Below are 19951 nucleotides of genomic sequence, written 5' to 3'. Positions count from 1 at the left end.
GATCGAAGGAGATTGATGATGTTGCGTAGGCTGCGTTGGGTAGCCCCCCTGGCGGTCGCCGCCGTCGCGCTGACGGCTTGCGCCTCCGAGCCCGGCGAGACCGCGCCGGCGGCGTCCGAGGAGAGCGAGACGCCGACGAGTGACGTCGCGGCGCGGGCGGACGAGGCGCTCGAGATGGTGACGGGCCAGATCCTCGCGAGAGGCCCACACGGCGAGGAGCCGTCCCCTGCATCCGTCGCCGATCTGACCGAGTACGAGGTCGAGCAGATCCAGGGGCTCGGGGCGACGGCTGCCATCGTTCTGCACTACGGCGGCAACGACTGGGCAACCGCGCAGGTGGCCGGTCTGCGCGCCCGGTTCGAGGAGCTGGGCATCGAGGTCGTCGCGGTCACCGACGCCGATTTCGACCCGGGTCAGCAGGTCTCCGACATCGAGACCGTGATGGCGATGGACCCCGACATCATCGTGTCGATCCCGACCGACCCGGTCGCGACGGCCGCCGCCTACAAGGCTGCCGCTGATGCGGGCATCAAGCTCGTCTTCATGGACAACGTGCCCAACGACCTGGTCGCGGGCACGGACTACGTCTCCGCGGTCTCCGCGGACAACTACGGCAACGGTGTCGTCTCTGCCCATCTCATGGCCAAGGCCATGAACGGCCAGGGCACCCTCGGGATCATCTACCACGAGGCGGACTTCTTCGTCACCCAGCAGCGCTACGACGGGTTCCGGACGACGATCGAGGAGGAGTATCCCGAGATCGAGATCGTGGAGGAGCAGGGCATCGCCGGGCCGGACTTCGCCGGTGACGCCCAGGCCGTCACCGACGCCTGGCTGACGCAGCACCCGGACCTCGACGGCATCTGGGCCGTCTGGGACGTTCCGGCGGAGGGTGTCATGGCGGCGGCCCGCTCGGCCGGCCGGACCGATCTGATGATCGCCACCGAGGATCTGGGAACGAACGTCGCGATCGCGCTGGCGAAGGGCGAGATGGTCGTGGGTCTGGGCGCGCAGGTGCCCTACGACCAGGGCGTCACGGAGGCCAACCTGGCCGGCGGCGCCCTCCTGGGGAAGTCGTACCCGCCGTACGTCGCTCTGGCGTCCGTGCCGGTCACCCACGACAACGTGCTCGAAGCCTGGGAGATCGTCTACCACACCGCGCCCCCTGCTGAGGTCGCCGACTCCTTCGTCGACTGAGCACCCCACGCGACCGGCGACGTCGCGCCCGGGCCGGGAGTCGCCCTCTGTCCTCCCGGCCCGCCTCACAGACCCCTCACCACGAACGGAGGTTTGGCATGCCCACCGACGGCCCGCTCGCTGTCCGCATGGCTGACGTGTGCAAGTCCTTCGACGGCGTGAAGGTGCTCGACGGCGTGCACTTCGAGGTGCTCCCCGGCGAGGTTCACGCGCTAGCGGGTGGCAACGGTGCCGGCAAGTCCACCCTCATGAAGGTGCTCCTGGGCGCCTACCGGCGAGACGCCGGGCACGTCGAGGTGTTCGGCCGAAGGCTCGACGCGGCCTCGATCCACGCAGCCAAGGCCGCTGGCGTCGGCATGGTGTACCAGGAGTTCTCGCTCATCCCGACCCTGACGGTGGCGCAGAACATCTTCCTCGATGCCGAACCCTTGCGGGCCGGGCTCATCGATGACGCGGTCATGCGCAGGCGCGCGGCCGAGATCCTCGCCCGCATGGAGGTCGCCATCGACCCCGCCGCGGAAGTGGGGTCGTTGCCCACTGCCCAGTGGCAGCTGACTGAGATTGCCAAGGCGTTGAGCCAGGACGCCCGTGTGCTCGTGATGGACGAGCCGACGGCCTCCCTCGCCAAGCACGAGGTAGATGCGCTGTTCGGCCTGATCGAGAGGCTCAAGGCCCAGGGAATCGCGATCATCTACATCTCGCACCGGATGGACGAGATCCATCGGATCGCGGACCGGATCACCATCCTGCGCAACGGCCGCAACCTCGTGACGGCTGCGCTTGACGAGATCACCCCCCAGGAGATCGTCGCCGGGATCGCCGGCCGCGAGCTGGCCGCCCAGGTGTCCTACGGCCCCCGAAGCGCCGCGCGAGAAGGCAAGGTCCTCCTCGACGTCCGAGAGGTCTCGGCGGAAGGGGTCCGTGAGGCGACGTTCCAGGTCCGCGCAGGCGAGGTCCTGGGCGTCGCCGGGCTGATGGGCTCGGGCCGCACGGAACTTGCCCGCGCACTGTTCGGCATCAGCGCCATCACGTCCGGAGCCGTCGTCAAGGATGGTCAGCCGCTGCGGCTCGCGTCGCCGGCGGACGCCATCCGCGCCGGCATCGCGCTCATCCCGGAGGACCGGCGTCTCCAGGGGCTCGTCCTCGACCACTCGGTCCGGACGAACCTGACCCTGCCCATGCTCGCGTCGCTGCGCCGTTGGGGACTGGTCGCGGTCGACAAGGTACGTGCGATGTCGGAGCACCTCATCGAGCAGCTCTCCATCGCGGTGGCCCGACCGGACGCGCCCGTGCGCCTCCTGTCCGGAGGTAACCAGCAGAAGGTCGTCATCGCCAAGTGGCTCGGCACCGAGCCGGAAGTGCTCGTCATGGACGAACCCACCGCGGGCGTCGACGTCGGCACCAAGTCAGAAATCGTCCGTATCGTCCGCGACCTCGCGCGGGCGGGAAAGGGAGTCGTTGTGATCTCCTCGGAGTACCCCGAGCTCATCGCCATGTGCGATCGCTACCTGATCATGCGCGACGGGCGCGTTGCCGAGTGCCTGGACGCCCGCGAGATCCGCTCCGAGCTCGATCTCGAGCTCGCCGTGCAGGGACTCTCGGCATGACCGCCCTCGCCGCCCCGCCGAAGGACAAGGACCGGCGCACGTTCACGTGGCCCGACATCGGCATCGACTGGCGCCGGGACATCGTCTACATCGGGTTCGTCGTGGTCTTCATCGCGTTCGCGATCCTCCTCGGCGACGAAGGGTTCCTCTCCACGGCGAACCTCCTGAACATCTTGCGCCAGGCTTCGATCGTCGCGGTCATCGCGGTGGGCATGACATTCGTCATCGGGTGCGCAGAGATCGATCTCTCGGTCGGCTCCGTCGCCGGACTCGCCTCGATCACCACGGCGATGGTCATCTCCCGGTACGGCCTTGTCGCCGGGATCATCGCCGGCGTCCTCGTCGGCCTGGTGGTCGGTGCGATCAACGGATCGCTCGTCGCCTTCGTGCGCATACCGTCGTTCCTGGTCACCCTTGCGATGCTCGGCGTCGCGGTGGGCATCGCGCAGTGGGTCACGGACTCCGCGCCGCAGCCCATCCTCGACTCGACCTACACCAGCATGTTCGGGTCCGGGACCGTCGGCTTCCTGCCCGGGCTCGTCGTCTGGAGCGCCGTGGCGGTGGCCGTCGGCGCAGTCGTGCTGAAGAAGGCGCGATTCGGGCGCCAGGTCCTCGCCACCGGGGCGAACAGGACGGCGGCCGAGTACTCCGGCATCAACACAAGGGCGATCAAGTTCCGCGTGATGATGATCTCGGCAACGGCTGCCGCCATGGCAGGAATGCTCTACGCAGGCCGTCTCCAGTCGGGTCGCTTCCAGTTCGGCTCGGGCGACGAGATGAATGCGATCGCCGCCGTCATCCTCGGCGGCACGGCGCTGTCCGGGGGCCGTGGCTCCGTCATCGGAAGCCTCTTCGGCGCCCTCCTCATGCAGCTCATCACCAATGGTCTGATCCTCGCCGGCCTCGACCCGAGCCAGCAGCAGGTGGTCAGGGGCGTGATCATCGTCCTCGCGGTGGCGCTCGCCCGTAACAAGTAGTACCTCACACACCGAAAGGAGCAGTCGTGGCACACGACACCGGCACTTCGCGCCCCGTGACGATTCAGGACGGTGCCCTCGCCCTCGCGGGCGAGCCGGCACGTCTGTACGGCGGCGCAGTGCACTACTGGCGGCTCGAGCGCGAGAAGTGGGACGGCATCCTGGAGTCCGTCAGGCGTATGGGCTTCACGATGATCTCGATCTACATCCCATGGGAGGTGCACGAGATCGAGAAGGGCCGCTTCGACTTCGGCGAGATCAACCCCTCGAACGACATCGATGCGTTCCTCACCCTCTGTGAGGAGAAGGGCTTCAAGGTCATCGTCCGGCCGGGGCCGCAGATCAACTCGGAGCTGACCTGGTTCGGTTACCCCAAGCGGATCCTGGCCGACGAGCGGCTGCTCGCCAAGAGCGGCCGTGGCTCGAAGGTCATTCTGACCCAGGTGCCCAAGCCGATTCCCGCGCTCAACTACGCCTCGGACGCGTTCTTCGACGAGACCGCCCTGTGGTACGACGCCATCTGCGCCATCCTCGCCAAGCACGCGTATCCCCAGGGCGGCATCGTCGCCGCTCAGGTCGACAACGAGATGGCCTACTTCTTCGGCGTCAACGCCTATATCGCCGACTACTCGCCCGAGTCCGTCGAGGCGTACCGGCGGTTCGTGGTCGACAAGTACGGCGATCTGCAGTCGGTCAACGCCGCCTACTCACGCGACTACGCCGACATCGCCGACGTCGAACCGCCTCGCCGGTTCGCCGCCACCGACAAGGCGGAGATCCCCTGGTACGCGGACTGGGCCGAGTACCGCGAGGAGTACCTCGTCACCGCCATGGACCGGCTCGCGGGCATGATGCGCCAGCGTGGGCTGGGCGGGATCGCGCTCTTCCACAACTACCCGCACCCGCTCGGGCCGGGCGGTGCGGCGTCGGGGTTCACCACGCCGTTCAACCTGATGCGCCTGGAGGAGAAGCTCGACTTCACCGGCTTCGACATCTACTCCCGCAAGGAGCTGTTCTCCCACGTCAAGACCGTCGCCTCGTACGTCGTCGGCACCAGCAGGTACCCGTACATCCCGGAGTTCATCGCCGGCGTGTGGCCCTGGTACCTCAACCCCGGCGACTGGCACGACGAGGAGTTCGTGACCAAGGCGGCTCTCATGCAGGGCATCAAGGGCTTCTCGCGCTACATGCTCGTCGAGCGGGACCGGTGGCTCGACTCGCCGGTCCGGCGCGATGGGCGAGAGCGCCCCGAGAAGGTCGCGATGTTCGGCAACGTCAACGCGATGCTCGAGCGCGGCGAGTTCCATCGGTTCCGCCGCGACGCCGACGTCCTCCTGCTCGCCAACCGCGAGTACGACCGGCTCGAGGCGACGAGCGTCCTGGTCTCCTTCCCAGGTGACTTCCTTGAGACGCCCTCGGGGTTCTCCGAGTACGCGGGCGCGCTGACCGTCAGCGAAGCCACGCTCGGGTTCGCGGAGCCTGTGCAGCTCGCCAAGGGCACGTGGTTCGGGGCGTTCACCGAGGCGCTCGCGGCGACCGGAGCGGGCACCGTGCTGTCGGACACCGATCTCCGGCCCGATCGGTGGGGCGGTCGAAAGGTGGTCGTCCTGGCGACGCTTGAGTACCTCGACGCGCGCGTGCAGAGGGCCCTCGTGGACTTCGCCCGTAAGGGTGGAAGCGTCCTGATCGGGCCCAAGGTTCCCGAGCTCGACAGCCTCATGCGCCCGTGCACGATCCTGTCCGATGCTCTTGGTGACGATGCCGCGGAGGCGGGCGTCCGTACTTCACGGCTCGGCGCGGGATCGATCACGGTCGTGGGTGACCTCGCGTCGGTCCCGACCGCCGTCGCGCGCGTGCTCCGCACGGCCGGCGTCCACGAGGTCGCGACCAACGACGCCCGGCTGGACGTGGCGGTGCACTCCGATCCACACGATCCCTCCGCGAGGCTGGTCTTCGTCGCCAACCCGACGGCGGAGCCCGTCGACGCGGAGGTGTCGCTCGGCGTGGACCTCAAGGAGGTCCACGAGATCTGGGACGACCGCGACGTCGAACCGAGCGGCCCCGTCATCGCCGAGCGGGTGCCGCCGTACTCGATCCACGTCTACCGGTGCACCGTCACCGCCTGAGAGGAAGAAGCACATGCTGCACCAAGACGTTCTCATGGCCGACATCGACGTCGACCAGTGGCGCAACGCGCAGGCGCTCCTGCTGCGCTCGGCCAAGGCGGCCCGCCGGCTCGTGGTCATCCACGAGGACGGCGACGTCGTCAAGTTCCGGCACACGAGCGGCGCGACGTGCGTCGGAGCCGTGGAGCGGGTCAACGAACCCCGCGCGCTGGCCCAGCGGCTGTACGAGGCGAACCGCGAGTCGGTCGACTTCGTCGTCGTCATGGAGCGTGGCGCCGTCGACAGCTACTTCGCGGCCCTGCAGGACTCCTGGAACATCGACGAGGACCTGGACGTGTTCGTCCAGCGCACGTACGCGCTCCTCGACGAGTACCCGGAAGGGGTCGTGACGTACCCCGGACCTGCGCGGGACATCCTCGGCCTGCAGTGGAGGACGGGAGCGTCGCTCGACGCGGTGAACGCCGCCGCGAGGGCCCTCGTCGCGCCGGGCAGCACGGTGGTGCTCGGGGTGCACGACAGCGGTTCCCTCTGGGCCTCCCTCGTGCTCGACTTCGACGACGAGTGGAAGGTCACCTCGATCACCACTGCCGACCCTTCACTGGTCGACGTCACCGGTGCCATCGGCCCGGTGCTGAACCGGGTGGTCGCCTGGCAGGAGAGCCGCGGCAAGAAGGTGTCCCTGGCGCTGTCGATGGACCGCACGGGCGCGGAGGAGTTCCTCGCTGCACCTGCGGCCGAGAAGGCCGGCGTTCTCGGACGCCTCGTCAGCGCCGGGCGCGCCGCTCGTCGGCCGTGACCCCGGACACGCCGCCGGTCGTGCCCCCGATGCACTGACGTCCGACGGCTGCCCTCTGCCCCGGCGCGCTGCGTCGGGGCAGAGAGGCCGCGGGTCGCCGACCCGGCGAGCGGCGGTGGGACGTCAACTGGAGTGCCCAGCGGGCGCAGACAGCGCGACGCCGTCCATGGTCGAACGGTACCCAAGGGCGGTCGCTGAGGACATCGCACGACTCGGCGGTGCGGTCGACTCGTTGACCAGAAGTCGGGTGACGAGCTGGATGTGGCGGGACTCCGGCGGGTTGCCCCGTGCACTCTCGACGATCATCCGAACCGCCATTCGCCCCATATCGGCAAGGGGCTGGAAGACCGTCGTCAAGCGCGGCGTGGTCCATGAAGCCTGTGGGATGCCGTCGTAGCCGGTGACCGACAAGTCCTCAGGGATCCGCAAGCCCAGGGAGCGTGCAGCTTCGATGACTCCGATCGCGATCTCGTCGTTGGCGGCGACCAGTGCCGTGGGACGGTTCTCGAGTCCGAGCAGTGGCGGAGCCGCCGACCGGCCGAACTCCACGCTGAAGTCCCCGTTCGTCTCGATCGAGTCGTCGAGCGGAATGCCGGCGGACTGGAGCGCCGCACGGTACCCGTGCAGGCGGTCCGTCGACGCCTCCGACTCCGGCGGCCCACCGACCCAGCCGATGCGCCGATGACCGAGTCCGATGAGGTGCTCCGTGGCGGCCTTGGCGCCCGCCCAGTTTGTGCCGCCGATCGTCATCCAGTCGGCCGGCTGCACCTCCGACGGGTCGATCACCACGACGGGCAAGTTCGCTTGGGCCTCGAGCAGCCCGATGCTGCGCATGCCGTAGGTGATGGCGACGATGCCGATACAGCCGAGCGGCAAGGACTTCTCGGGCGCGTCGTCGTCCGTGTGCGGGCCGATCCCGAACCGCACGACGACGTCGGCGCCCTGAGACCGTCCCGCCGCGACCATGCCGTGCAGGAGGGTCGCCGTGTAGACCGTCAGGATCCCGTCGGTGAGAACGAGGACCTGAGGCATCTGGGCGGCGTGGGCCCGCGCGGCCGGGTTGCGGTAGCCGACGGAATCGATCGCACGGATGACCCTCGCCCGCGTGCTGGCCGCCACGTCGCGGTGCCCGTTGAGCACCTTCGAGACCGTGGCCATCGAGACGTTCGCCTGGGCTGCCACATCGGCCAGGGTTGGACGAGCGCCCACCGGGACTCCCATCAGTGCATGTCGAGGTCGAAAGTATTTCGACCGTACCGGGTGGACCGCTTCCGCACAAGCGCCACATCACGATTAGGGTTCGGGGCGTTGCGGAGCGCATGTCGCCCGTGTAACGTGCCGACCGGACCGAAAGATTCCTGGAAAATCTTTCGGGATCCACCTCCCCGGCGCCGAGCGACGACGCTCGTCAAAGAAGGGTAACGACATGCCACGCCGAACCAGGAAGTACCTCGCGGTCTCCCTTGCCCTCTCGCTCACCGGTGTTCTGGCCGGTTGCTCAGGGGCTGAGTCCGCCGACTCGGACGCGATCGAGCTCGAGTTCTGGAACCCGGAGGCCGACGAGGCCGTCATCTCCGTGCTCGAGACGATGATCGAGAAGTACGAGGCGGAGAACCCGAACGTCAACGTCAACCTCGTGACAGTGCCGTGGTCAGACATCTTCACCAAGTGGCAGGCCGCGCTCCAGGGCGGCAACGCGCCCGACGTCACTCTCGGCTCGGCGGCCTTCGCGGCGTCGCTCCAGGAGCAGGGCGTCCTCCTCCCGTTGAATGACGTCGTCGAGGCGATCGGCGGTGAGGAGGCGTGGGCGGACACCGCGTCGTCCCTGGTCGAGTTGAGCAAGACGCCCGACGGCGAGTACTTCGCGCTGCCCTACTCCACCAACTCCGTTGTGCTCTGGTACAACAAGCCGATGTTCGAGGCTGCCGGCCTCCAGCCGCCGACCACCTGGGACGAGCTCGAGGCGGCCGCCGCGGCGCTGACACACGACGACCAGTACGGGATCCTCATCCCGTCGTCGAAGAGCTATGTGACCACCCAGAGCCTGTACAGCATGATCCTGGCCAACGGTGGCGACCTGGTGGACCGGAACGACCCGGACACGGTGACGTTCGACGCCCCCGAGGCCGTCGAGGCACTCGAGTTCTACTCCTCCCTCGCGCAGTACTCCCCACCCGGCGCCGGGGGCTATGACCGGCCCGAGGCGCAGGCCGCGATGACGACGGGCAAGCTCGGCATGTTCGTCTACGGCAGCTGGATGCAGGGCGCGCTCGAGGCGGCCGGTGCTGACGTCGCTGAGCAGTTCGGCGCAGTCCCCGTGCCGTCCAACGGCGGCGCCGGGGCGTTCATGGGCAACGTGTCGCTCTACGCCTTCAACACGACGGAGCATCCGGAGGAGGCCCGCGACTTCCTCGCATACCTGCTCGACCCGCAGGCATACGAGCAGTTCGTGCTCATCAACCCCGCTTCGTTCGTCCCCGTCATCGACGCGGTGCACGAGAGCGAGACGTACCAGACGAACGAGAAGGTCGTCGCTGCCGGGGAGCTGCTCGCCGCGGTTGGCACGACTCTCCCCGACGCCTGGGTGTTCGGCCTGCCGAATCCGCACGCCGGAGAGTGGGAGAGCCTCAACCTCGTCGCGCAGGCGGCGACCGCCGTGATCGAGCAGGGCGAGGACCCGCAGGCGGCCGCGACGCGGATCGCCGACGAGATGCGTGAGTCGATCGGCAACTGACGCCGACCAACCGAGCGGGGGCGGGCGGCCTCCCGGGTCGCCCGCCCCCCCAACGTCCGGAGGACGACATGACCGCCAATGCCGCGCTGCGCGAGCGCCCTCGCGCCGCAGGGCCGCGCCCTGACGCGGGCCGCGGATCGCACACCAGGCGCCGGGGGCGCAACGGGCGCCGGGACCTCATCGTGAGCGTCGCTCTGCTGGTCCCGGCGGCCGCCGTGATCGTCCTGCTCATGGGCGTGCCGCTGGCCACCGTCGTCGCCGACAGCTTCACGGACCGCAGTTTCCTGCGGCCGGTCGCGGAGTTCGTCGGCCTGGAGAACTACAGCGAGTTGCTCGGCGACCCGGCGTTCTGGCAGACGCTGGGCCGCTCGCTCCTGTGGACCGGCGCGTCCGTCGTCCTCCAGATCGCGCTCGGTCTGGCCTTCGCCATGCTGCTCAACCAGCGGTTCCGGGGGCGAGGGCTGCTTCGTGGCCTCTTCCTGCTCCCGTGGGTGACGCCCGTCGTCGTCGTCGCCCTCATCTGGAAGTGGATGCTCAACGACCTCTACGGCGTCATCAACGGGTTGCTCGGGACCGTCAACCCTGCCTGGGGCGACCTGGCCTGGTTCTCCGACCAGTCCCTGGCGCTCGGGACGGTCATCGGCGTCAACGTCTGGCGCGGCGTGCCCTTCACCATGATCATCCTGCTCGCCGGGCTGCAGAGCGTGCCGAAAGAGCTCGTCGAAGCCGCGTCGGTCGACGGTGCGGGCCGGCTCCGCACCTTCCTCAACGTCACCCTGCCGCACCTGCGAGGCATCCTCCTCACGGTCGCGATGATCTTCACGATGTTCAACTTCAACAACTTCGACCTCGTCTACCTGGGCACGAGGGGCGGGCCGGCGGACCGGACGATGATCCTCCCGGTCAAGACCTACGACGTGGCCTTCAACGGCCTGCAGGTCGGAGAGGCCGGCGCGTGGGCGGTCCTCACGCTCATCACCATCGCGCTCATCGCCGGCATCTACTTCGCGTACATGCGGCGTGCGGAGAGGAAGTACTGATGGCACGGTCGGTTCTCGCCCGCGTCAGCCCGCGGGCCGCCCTGTGGCTCGCCATCGTGACGGCCACGATCTACGTCACGTTCCCGTTCTACTGGCTGCTCATCTCGTCGGTGACGCATCCCGCTGAGCTGTTCACCGGTGACCTGGTGCCCTCGCGCTTCACGCTCGACAGCTACGGCCAGCTGTTCGCGGCGTCGCCCGTGCTCACCTGGGTCGGCAACAGCGTCCTCGTCGCGGTCGCCGTCACCTCGCTCACTGTCGTGGTGTCCGTGATGGGCGCCTACAGCCTCGCGTTCTTCGACACGCGGCTGGGCCAGGCGGCCGGTCGGCTCATCCTGTTCACCTACATGTTCCCGGGCGTCGTCATCGTCGTACCCGCCTATCGGATCCTCAGCCAGATGGGTCTCGTCGACAGCGTCGCCGGCCTCGTGCTCGTCGAGCTCGTGCTCACAGTGCCGTTCTGCATCTGGATGCTCCGGAGCTTCTTCATCCAGATCCCCAAGGCGCTGTTCGAGGCTGGTCGGGTCGACGGCGCCTCGCACCTGCGCGTGCTGTGGAGTGTCATGCTGCCGATCGCGCGCCCGGGCGTCATCGTCATTGCCGTCTTCTCGTTCATCTTCTCGTGGAACGAGTACCTCTTCCCGCTGGTGCTCGTGAACTCGGACGCGGACAAGACCCTGCCGCTCGGCGTCGCGGGGTTCATGGGCAACCTGACGGTGGAATGGGGACCGCTGCTCGCCTCCGGCGTCGTCACCGTGCTGCCGGTCCTCGTGCTGTTCCTCTTCCTGCAGCGGTACCTCGTCGAGGGTCTCATGGTCGGGGCGGTGAAGGGGTGACCGAGGTGCGCACCTTCACCAACCCGGTCATCCCGGGGTTTCACCCGGACCCCAGCATCTGCCGCGTCGGGGGCGAGTACTTCCTCGTGACGAGCTCGTTCGAGTACTTCCCGGGCCTCCCGATCTTCACGAGCCGGGACCTCGTCTCGTGGCAGCCGCTCGGCCACGTGCTCGACCGGGAGAGTCAACTCGACCTGACGCGGGCGCCGGCGTCCGGCGGGATCTTCGCGCCGACCATCCGGCACCACGACGGGCGTTTCTACGTGACCGCCACCAACGTGTCGGACCGCGGCCACTTCATCGTCCACGCGGAGGATCCGGCCGGCCCCTGGTCCGACCCGGTGTGGGTGGACCAGAACGGCATCGACCCGTCGCTGTTCTTCGACGAGGGACACGTCTACTTCACGTCGAACATCGAACCGGACCCCGCGGGACCCCATGTCGCAGATCCCCACTTCGAGCGCGGCATCCAGCAGTCCTTGGTGGACCCGCTGACGGGCGCTGTGCTGCAGGAGCCGCGGTTCATCTGGGGTGGCACCGGTGGTCGGTACCCGGAGGCGCCGCACCTGTTCCGGCGCGGTTCCTTCTACTACCTGGTCATCTCCGAAGGGGGGACGGAGTACGGGCACATGGTGACCGTCGGGCGCTCGACGTCGCCGTGGGGACCGTTCGCGGCCTCGCCGCACGGACCTATCGTGAGCCATCGGAGCATCGTCAGCCCTTTTCAGGCCGTCGGTCACGCCGACCTCGTCACCCTGCCGAACGGCGACTGGTGGATGGTCTGCCTCGGGGTGCGCCCGGTCGGTCAGTGGCCGAGGCACCTCCTCGGCCGGGAGACCTTGCTGGCCGCCGTGCGCTGGACGCCGGACGGGTGGCCGATCGTCGGCGAGCGAGCAGTGATCGAAGTCGACCAGACGCGCCCTGCTCTGCCCGCTGCGCCACCGCCCCGGCACGTCGTGCGCGACGACTTCGACGCCGCCACCCTCGGGCCGGAGTGGGCCTTCGTCAGGCGGCCGATGGCCCCGGAGGCGATCCTCGCACGCCCGGGTTGGCTGACCCTGTCGCCTCGCACCGGCCTCGCGGAGCGCTTCCCGTGCTTCGTCGGACGTCGCCAGCAGCACTACGACTTCGTCGCGGAGACGCGCCTCGTCCTCGACGCGCGGGAGGACGGGGACGAGGCCGGCATCGCCGTGCGGATGAACGAGGAGCACTTCTACGCCCTGGGGTTGCGCCGTGCCGGCGCGGCCATGGAGGCGGTCCTCAGGACGCGGCTCGGGCGGCTCGACATCACCTCCGTGGTGGGCGTCGTCGAGGGCCCGGATGTCGTGATCAGCGTCGAGGGCAGCGCCGACTCCTACACCTTCAGCGTGAGCGACAGCTCCGGGCGGGTCGCGCGCACTCAGCCGCGTGACGCGAAGTTCCTCAGCGCAGAGTTCGCGGGCGGCTTCACCGGCGTCTTCGTCGGCATGTACGCAGCGACGTCCAGCGCAGGGTCGGGCACCGTCGCGCGCTTCGACTGGTTCGACTACCGGCCGGCCCCCCGCGCGTCCTCGCACGGGCAGCTCGACCGCGAGGACTCGTGTCACGTCGCAGCAGGCAGCTGACCCGCCTCCCCGTCCGCCGACCAGAACCCGCACAAGGAGAGACCCTCATGTCGGCAGTCACCCTCCAGGTCGACGGCTCCCCGGAGTCCGTCGTCGGCCTCCGCCGAGGAAGGGCCACGATGGTGGTCCATCGGCCGATCGTCGTCGTCCCGACACGCGGTGCGCCGATGGCCACGCAGTACGACACCTTCGACGCCTCCGGCGAGACCGTCCGTTGCACGGCGACCGTCGAGGTGCCGGGAGAGCTCGCCCTCGACATCGTCGACATCTACCGGGTGGTCGCGCCGGATGCCGTCGCGTTGACGCGGCGGGTGGAGGTCAGGCAGGCCCGGGAGGGCGCCGGCATGCGGCTGGAGCTTGAGGCGGCGGCGACGAGCCCAGGCGGCGGGGGCGCCTGGCAGTACTTCCTGCCATGCACCCTCTACAACCGCAACGACTCGGACGGGGACGGGGTGGAGGACTACCTCGGCACGTTCGACCAGGCGCTCCGTGACGACAAGAACGGCGTGCTGGCTGTGCTGACCCGGTGCGAGGTGACGGGTTCGACCTTCTCGCTCGCGCGCACGTCGGCCCCCACGTCCGACGCCGCGCTGACCCGCGAGGAGCTCCTCGGGCGGCGCGTGCTTCAGCCCACGGACATCGGCTCCCTGGGGGTCATCACCCGCCCGGACGGCTCTACGGTCCTCCACGCCGAGTACCCGTTCCGGGAGGAGCGGACCTTCTGCCTCGACATGGCCGGCACAGGCTGGGAGGCGTTCTGCCCGGTCGAGACGGGGCAGGTGATCGAGCTCGCCTACGAGCTCCGCGTCGACTCGACGGGCGACCTCACGGAGGCGATCTGGCGGCTCTTCGAGCGCCAGCGGAGGCTCCTGGGCACTAGCCGCCCCGATCCGGGGGTGACGCTCGACGACGCCCTCGAGCACCGCCAGCTGGCGACCCAGCTGAGCTACCGCCGGTGGACCGCCGAGGAGAACCCCAAGGAGCCGGCCGGCTTCCTGGTGCACTTCTCCCCGCGGACCGGCGACGTGCAGGGGTCCCTCATCGAGTTCGGGTTCTCCGGCGACCAGACGCTCGTCGCGTGGGCACAGCTGGAGTACGGCTATCGAACCCGGGTCCCGCTCTACCGCGATCGGGCGCGATCAGTGATCGATTTCTTCGTCCGGCACTGCCAGCTCGACAACGGGATGCCTCAGGGCATCTACGACCCCGTCCACGACCGGTTCGTGTACTGGTTCACGGGCATCCTCATGCCGTTCCAGTACGCCGAGGACGAGCAGGACGTCCGCCGCTTCGTCGGCAAGCAGGTCGCCGAGGCGTTGATGCCCGTGGCGCGGGAGCTACGGGGGGTCGAAGGCAACTACACGCGAACGATGTGCGAGTCGTTCTGGCCCCTGCTCCTGGCCTACGAGCTGGAGCGTGCGCACGCCGTCGAGCACGAGGACTGGCTCCAGGCCGCGTGTCGCTTCGGCGAGTTCCTCCTGCGCAGTCAGGCGAGCGACGGCTCCTGGTACCGGGCCTACAGCACGAGCGGCCAGGGCCTCACGTCGCCCGCGAGCTGGTTCGGCGCCTCGGAGGTGGAACAGAAGAGCGGAACCATCTTCCCCGTCCCCGTCCTCGTGGCCCTGCATCGGATCACGGGGGACGGTCGATACCTCGACGCGGCGCGCAAGGCGGCCGACTACATCATCGACGCCCAGGTCGAGCCGACGGTGTACGTCGGAGGGCTGAACGACACCACGCACGTCAAGTCCGTGAAGACGGACGCCGTGGGCGTGATGTTCCTGATGCGATCGCTCCTGACCGTCCACGAGGCGACCGGCGAGCCGCGCTACCTCGCGGCTGCGGTCAAGGCGGCCAAGGTGCTCTGCTCATGGGTGTACCTGTGGGACGTCCCGATGCCCGAGGGAAGCCTGCTGGCGCGAGCGGGGTTCCGGTCGACCGGCTGGGCGGGGTGCGACGTGATCGCCTCGGGCAGCTACCTCGACAACGAGTTCCTCGAGTTCACCGCCGACCTCGTCCGGGTCGCCGAGCTGTCGGGCGAGCGGGCGCTCTTCGAGGTCGCCGAGCTGGTCGAGTACGGGATGCAGCATGCCCTCTCGACCCCGGAGAACGACCACGGCTACGTGGCGCCCGGTCTCCAGTGCGAGGGGGTGCTCACCTCGTACTGGCTCAGCGCCCCCGACGTCACGGCCTTCTCCGGCGCGGTGAACAAGGTCAAGGGCGACGACAACGACACGTGCAACGCGCTGACCAACGCGCAGGCCGCGTACGGCCTCTACCTGCTCGCCGACAGGTACGGCACGACGGAGTTCACCGAGATCCGGCGACGGCTCGGTTGGTCATGAACGCCCACGACGCCCGCGATGCGAGGCGTCCACGGGGCGGCACCGGATGTCCCCTCCTCTCCGACTACAGGAAGTGAAACGCATGGCTCTCCACCTGTCCTCCGCACCAAACGGCAACGGCAACGGCCTCGTGCTCCGCAGCGACGGCGCGGACGTCCTCGTCGCGCCCACCCCCGTACGACTGGCCACCAGCGACGGCGGTGCGGTGGCGCTGGGCTACGACACCGTCGAAGCCGACGGTGAAGGGACCCGCTGCCGGGTCGATGCCGCACTGGGCGACGGCACGCGCGTCCGCGTCGAGGACGTCTGGACGCCGTCCGAGCAGGGCGACGGCTTCCTCGTGGACCGGTCCATCACCGTCCTCGAGCCGGGCTCCGCCGCGGGCGTCCGCGCCGAGCTGCTCCTCGAGTCCTCGCTCGCCGCGGCCCAGGCGGACTGGCAGTTCTACGTCACCGGTGCCCTGTACAACCGGAACGACACCGACCTGGACGGGCGCGAGGACTACCTCGGGGGCCACGTCCAGGAGTACCGCGACGACCGGAACGGCCACCTCGCCGTGCTGGCCTACCTGCCGACCACCCGCCAGGGTCTCTCGCTGGCCCGCACGAGCGTCCCGAGGTACGACGTCGCGCTCGACACCGACGAGCTCGCCAGTGGCGTGGTCGTGAAGGACTCCGACATCGGGTCGCTCGGCGTCGTCTTCGCCGAGGAGAGCCCCCTCGTCCTGCGTGCGGGCTACCCCTTCGGCGAGGAGCGGACCTTCAGCCTGGAGACGAGCGGCCGGGCCTGGGCCGGCTACCTGCCGATCGAGCGGGGCCGTGCCGCCGGCGTGCAGTACGAGGTGCGACTCTTCAGCGCCGAGGACCTCACCGAGGCGATCTGGGACGTGACCCAGCGCCAGATGCTGCGCCTGGGCACGCGCCCCGCGCCCCTGCCCCTGCCGCTCGAGGAGCTGGAGCAGCATCGCTTCCTCCTGACCCAGCTCTACTTCAAGTCGTGGGAGTCGGAGGAGGACGAGCGCCGGCCGGCCGGCTACCTCACGCACTTCTCGCCCCGGAGCGGCAAGACCCTGGGATCTCTCATCGAGTACGGGTTCACCGGCGCGCAGTCGCTGCACGCCCTGAACGCCATCCGCCGAGGCCACCGGGACGAGGTCCCGCTCTGGATCAACCGCGGGCGTCAGGTCCTCGACTTCTTCGTTCGCGAGTTCCAGAGCCCGAACGGCTTCTCGCAGGGCATCTACGACCCGCTGCACCAGCGGTTCGTGACCTGGTTCACGGGCATCCTCATGCCCTTCCAGTACTCCGACGACGAGGCCACCCTCAAGACGTTCCTGGGCAGCCAGATCACCCGAGCACTCGGGCCGATCGCCGCCGAGCTCCGCGAGGTGCCGGGCAACTACACGCGGACGATGTGCGAGTCGGCCTACCCGCTCTTGCTCGCCTACGAGGAGGAGCTGCGCCACGGTACCGAGCACCCCGACTGGCTGGCCGCGGGGGAGGTGTTCGGAGCGTTCCTCCTCATGACGCAGGGGGCCGACGGCTCGTGGCACCGCGGGTACTCGCCCGAGGGCGACCCGCTCACGCACCCTGTCGAGTGGTTCGGGAGCAGTCGAGTGGAGCGGGGATCCGGCACGATCTTCCCCGTCGAGGTCCTGGAGGCTCTCCACCGGATCACCGGGAGGGACGACTACAAGGCGGCTGCCCTGAAGGCGGCGGACTACATCGCCGAGACCTTCGTGCCGGGGGTGCTGTACTGCGGCGGGCTCAACGACACGACGCACATCAAGTCGGTCAAGATCGACTCGGTGGGCGTGATGTTCGCCATGCGCTCCCTCATCCGCGCATATCGGCTCGGCGGCGACGAGCGCCACCTGGCGGCCGCCGTCAAGGCGGCGAAGATCCTCACCTCGTGGCTCTTCCTCTGGGACGTCCCGTTCCCCGACGGAAGCCTCCTGGCGAGCGGTGGGTTCCGGACGACGGGGTGGGCGGTCTGCGACGCGATCCCCGGCGGGAGCTACGTCGACGACGAGTTCCTGGAGTTCCTCGGCGACACGCTCGACGTCGCCGTCGCCGGCGAGGTGCCGGAGCTGGTCGACGTCGTCGAGCTCGTCCTCAACGGCATGCAGTACGGGCTGTCGATCCCGGGGAACATGCTCGGTTACGTCGCGCCCGGGATCCAGTGCGAGGGCTACATGACGGCCTACTGGCTGAGCGCGCCCGAGGCCACCGCCTTCTCGGGGGCCGCCAGCAAGGTCAAGGGCGACGACAACGACACGTGCAACGGACTGGTCAACGCCCAGGCCCTGTACGGGCTCGATGCACTCCGTGACAAGTACGGCACCGTCGACTTCGGCGAGATCCGCCGACTCGCGCTCGAGCGGATGGGCACCCAGACCCGCTAGCCCCACCGAGCGGAGTGGGTGCCGGCCCCGACCGGCACCCACTCCTCCCGCGGCGGCGTGACTCGCCCCAACCGACGTACCTCACCGACCACCTTGCGAGGAATCATGGAGTTCGACGTCACGATGTCCCCTGCTGGCGTCGCCATCGCCGTCGTTCTTGACGGAGAGACCGTCGCGCGAGCCAGCGCGCCCGTCCGGGTCGAGACCACGGCGAAGGCGTCCGTGACGCTGAGCTACGACACGGTCGTGCGGGAGGGGGACCATCTCGTGGCGAGCGCCGCCGTCGTGACGGGTGACGGCTGCGAGGTGAACGTCGTCGATCGGTGGGAGCCCGGTCGCGACGGCACGTCCCTCGTGATCAGGCGGTCGTACGACGTCCGCTCCGCCGGCACGTGCACCGGCCTGCGCTGGGACCTGATCCTCGAGAGCGCCTTGCCGGCCGCGTCTGACGAATGGCAGCTCTTCATCTCGGGCAACCTCTACAACCGCAACGACACCGACCGCGACGGTCGGGAGGACTACCTCGGCGGCGACGTGCACGAGTTCCGCGACGACCGGAACGGGCACCTCGCGGCTCTCGCCTACCTTCCGAACGCGGGCGTCGGGCTGAGTCTGGCGCGCACGAACGCACCCTCCCACGACGCCACGGTGACGGCGGACCAGCTGCGCGACGGCGCGGTCGTGGCCGAGTCCGACATCGGCTCGCTCGGCATCGCCGTCCTGCCGGAAGGCCCGCTCATCCTCCGGGCCGGGTACCCCTTCCGGGAGGAGAGGACCTACTGCCTCGACACCTCCGGCCGAGGCTGGGCCGGGTTCCTGCCCGTGACCGATGGACGTACCGGCACCGTTGTCTACGAGTTCCGGGTCGTGCGCGCTCGCGATCTCACCGAGGCGATCTGGGACGTGTCGCGCCGCCAGTGGGACAACCTCAGGACGGCGCCGTCGCCGCTCCCGCTCCCGATCGAGCGGATCGAGGATCACAGGTTCGCCTTGACCCAGCAGTACTACCGGCAGTGGACCGCCGCCGAGGACCCGCGGGAGCCCGCCGGGTACCTCCTCCATTTCTCGCCACGGAACGGGCGCACCCTCGGCTCGTTGCTGGAGTTCGGGTTCACCGGTGCCCAGTCGCTGCTCGCCCTCGCCGCACTCCGTCGCGGCCACAGGGACGGCGTGCCGCTCTGGGTCGACCGCGCGCGGCGGGTCAACGACTTCTTCGTCCGCGAGTGCCAGCACCCGAACGGCTTCGCCGACGGGCTCTACGACACCCAGACCGGCCAGTTCGTGCACTGGTTCACGGGGATCCTCATGCCGTTCCAGTACGCGCAGGACGAGGAGGCGCTGCGCCGATACCTGGGCTCGCAGATGGTGGAGGCCCTCGGACCCGTGGCCGAGCGGCTCCGGGACGTCGCCGGCAACTACACGCGCACGATGTGCGAGGCCGTCCTCGCCGTCCTCCTGGGGTACGAGGAGGAGCGCAAGCACGGGGTGGGCCAGCCGGGGTGGCTGTCGGCCGGCGAGCGGTTCGGCACCTTCCTCCTCGCCACGCAGCGACCCGACGGGTCCTGGTACCGCGGTTACTCGCCCGACGGGGAGCCGCTGACGGAGCCCGCGGAGTGGTTCGGCGCGAGCAGCCTCGAGCAGGGGTCCGGGACGATGTTCCCCGTTCCGGTCCTCGCGGCGCTGCACCGCCTGACCGGGCGCGAGGAGTACCGGGCAGCAGCGCTGCGAGCCGCCGACTACATCGCTCGGACCTACGGGCCCGACGTCCTCTACTGCGGAGGGCTCAACGACACTGCGCAGCTGAAGTCGGTCAAGGTTGACTCCACCGGTGTCCTCTTCGCGATGCGGTCGCTGATCACGGCCTATCGCCTCGGCGGGAAGCCGAGGCACCTCGAGGCCGCCGTTCGCGCGGCAAAGGTGGCCGCTTCCTGGATGTTCCTGTGGGACGTCCCGTTCTCCGAGGAGACGCTCCTCGCCCGTGCCGGGTTCAGGACGACCGGGTGGGTGGTGTGCGACGCAATCCCGGGCGGCTCGTACGTCGAAGACGTCTTCCTCGAGTTCGTCGGAGACGTACTCGCTGTCGCGACCGAGGCAGGCGTTCCTGAACTGGTCGACGTCGCAGAGCTCGGTCTCGCGGGAATGCAGCAGGGCGTGTCGGTACCTCACGCGATGCTCGGCTATGCCGCTCCAGGGATCCAGTGCGAGGGCTACATGACGTCGTACTGGCTGAGCGCACCCGACCAGACGGCGTTCTCCGGGGCGGTGGGCAAGGTCAAGGGGGACGA

Annotated in this window: 13 protein-coding genes; 12 read left to right on the top strand and 1 reads right to left on the bottom strand. The window is 69.1% G+C overall.

The window, feature by feature from the left end; genetic code table 11:
- Window positions 1-15: 15 nt before the first annotated feature.
- From AFE02nite_RS16775 to AFE02nite_RS16755, 5 genes are all read left to right on the top strand, one after another.
- Window positions 16-1197, top strand: a complete 1182-nt coding sequence (locus AFE02nite_RS16775; RefSeq protein ID WP_034243583.1) for a substrate-binding domain-containing protein — start codon at window positions 16-18, stop codon at window positions 1195-1197.
- A 158-nt stretch (window positions 1198-1355) separates the two neighbouring features.
- Entirely contained in the window at window positions 1356-2804 is a 1449-nt protein-coding gene (locus AFE02nite_RS16770) for a sugar ABC transporter ATP-binding protein (protein WP_261765685.1), read from the top strand.
- Window positions 2801-3781, top strand: a complete 981-nt coding sequence (locus tag AFE02nite_RS16765) for an ABC transporter permease (RefSeq protein WP_146820084.1) — start codon at window positions 2801-2803, stop codon at window positions 3779-3781. Before AFE02nite_RS16770 ends, AFE02nite_RS16765 begins: the two co-directional genes overlap by 4 nt.
- A 26-nt stretch (window positions 3782-3807) precedes the next feature.
- A complete protein-coding gene (locus tag AFE02nite_RS16760) occupies window positions 3808-5907 on the top strand; it encodes an alpha-amylase family protein (RefSeq protein WP_034243589.1) in 2100 nt (699 codons plus the stop codon).
- A 13-nt stretch (window positions 5908-5920) separates the two neighbouring features.
- Window positions 5921-6703, top strand: coding sequence for a hypothetical protein (locus tag AFE02nite_RS16755; RefSeq protein ID WP_034243592.1), 783 nt, complete (start codon window positions 5921-5923; stop codon window positions 6701-6703).
- Window positions 6704-6826: 123 nt separating this feature from the next.
- Here AFE02nite_RS16755 and AFE02nite_RS16750 read toward each other — a convergent pair whose 3' ends face one another.
- Window positions 6827-7924: a LacI family DNA-binding transcriptional regulator gene (locus AFE02nite_RS16750; protein ID WP_146820083.1), complete on the bottom strand. Its 1098-nt coding sequence runs from the start codon at window positions 7922-7924 to the stop codon at window positions 6827-6829.
- 205 nt (window positions 7925-8129) lie between these two features.
- Between AFE02nite_RS16750 and AFE02nite_RS16745 the strand changes: the two genes are divergently transcribed.
- The 7 genes from AFE02nite_RS16745 to AFE02nite_RS16715 form a co-directional block, all read left to right on the top strand.
- Window positions 8130-9437: an ABC transporter substrate-binding protein gene (locus AFE02nite_RS16745; RefSeq protein WP_034243594.1), complete on the top strand. Its 1308-nt coding sequence runs from the start codon at window positions 8130-8132 to the stop codon at window positions 9435-9437.
- 182 nt (window positions 9438-9619) lie between these two features.
- Window positions 9620-10477 (top strand): carbohydrate ABC transporter permease, encoded by an 858-nt coding sequence (locus tag AFE02nite_RS16740; RefSeq protein WP_186814595.1) that lies wholly within the window; start codon window positions 9620-9622, stop codon window positions 10475-10477.
- Window positions 10477-11313, top strand: a complete 837-nt coding sequence (locus AFE02nite_RS16735; protein ID WP_052113401.1) for a carbohydrate ABC transporter permease — start codon at window positions 10477-10479, stop codon at window positions 11311-11313. Before AFE02nite_RS16740 ends, AFE02nite_RS16735 begins: the two co-directional genes overlap by 1 nt.
- Window positions 11310-12917, top strand: coding sequence for a glycoside hydrolase family 43 protein (locus AFE02nite_RS16730; protein WP_222594430.1), 1608 nt, complete (start codon window positions 11310-11312; stop codon window positions 12915-12917). Before AFE02nite_RS16735 ends, AFE02nite_RS16730 begins: the two co-directional genes overlap by 4 nt.
- 47 nt (window positions 12918-12964) lie before the next feature.
- Window positions 12965-15262, top strand: coding sequence for a hypothetical protein (locus tag AFE02nite_RS16725; protein WP_034243597.1), 2298 nt, complete (start codon window positions 12965-12967; stop codon window positions 15260-15262).
- Window positions 15263-15344: 82 nt separating this feature from the next.
- Entirely contained in the window at window positions 15345-17666 is a 2322-nt protein-coding gene (locus tag AFE02nite_RS16720) for a hypothetical protein (RefSeq protein WP_052113402.1), read from the top strand.
- Between the two features lie 105 nt (window positions 17667-17771).
- A partial coding sequence (locus AFE02nite_RS16715; RefSeq protein ID WP_146820081.1) for a hypothetical protein occupies window positions 17772-19951 on the top strand: 2180 nt, incomplete at its 3' end.

The organism is Actinotalea fermentans (assembly GCF_007991475.1).
Taxonomy (GTDB): domain Bacteria; phylum Actinomycetota; class Actinomycetes; order Actinomycetales; family Cellulomonadaceae; genus Actinotalea; species Actinotalea fermentans.
This window is presented reverse-complemented; position numbering and strand designations above follow the sequence as displayed.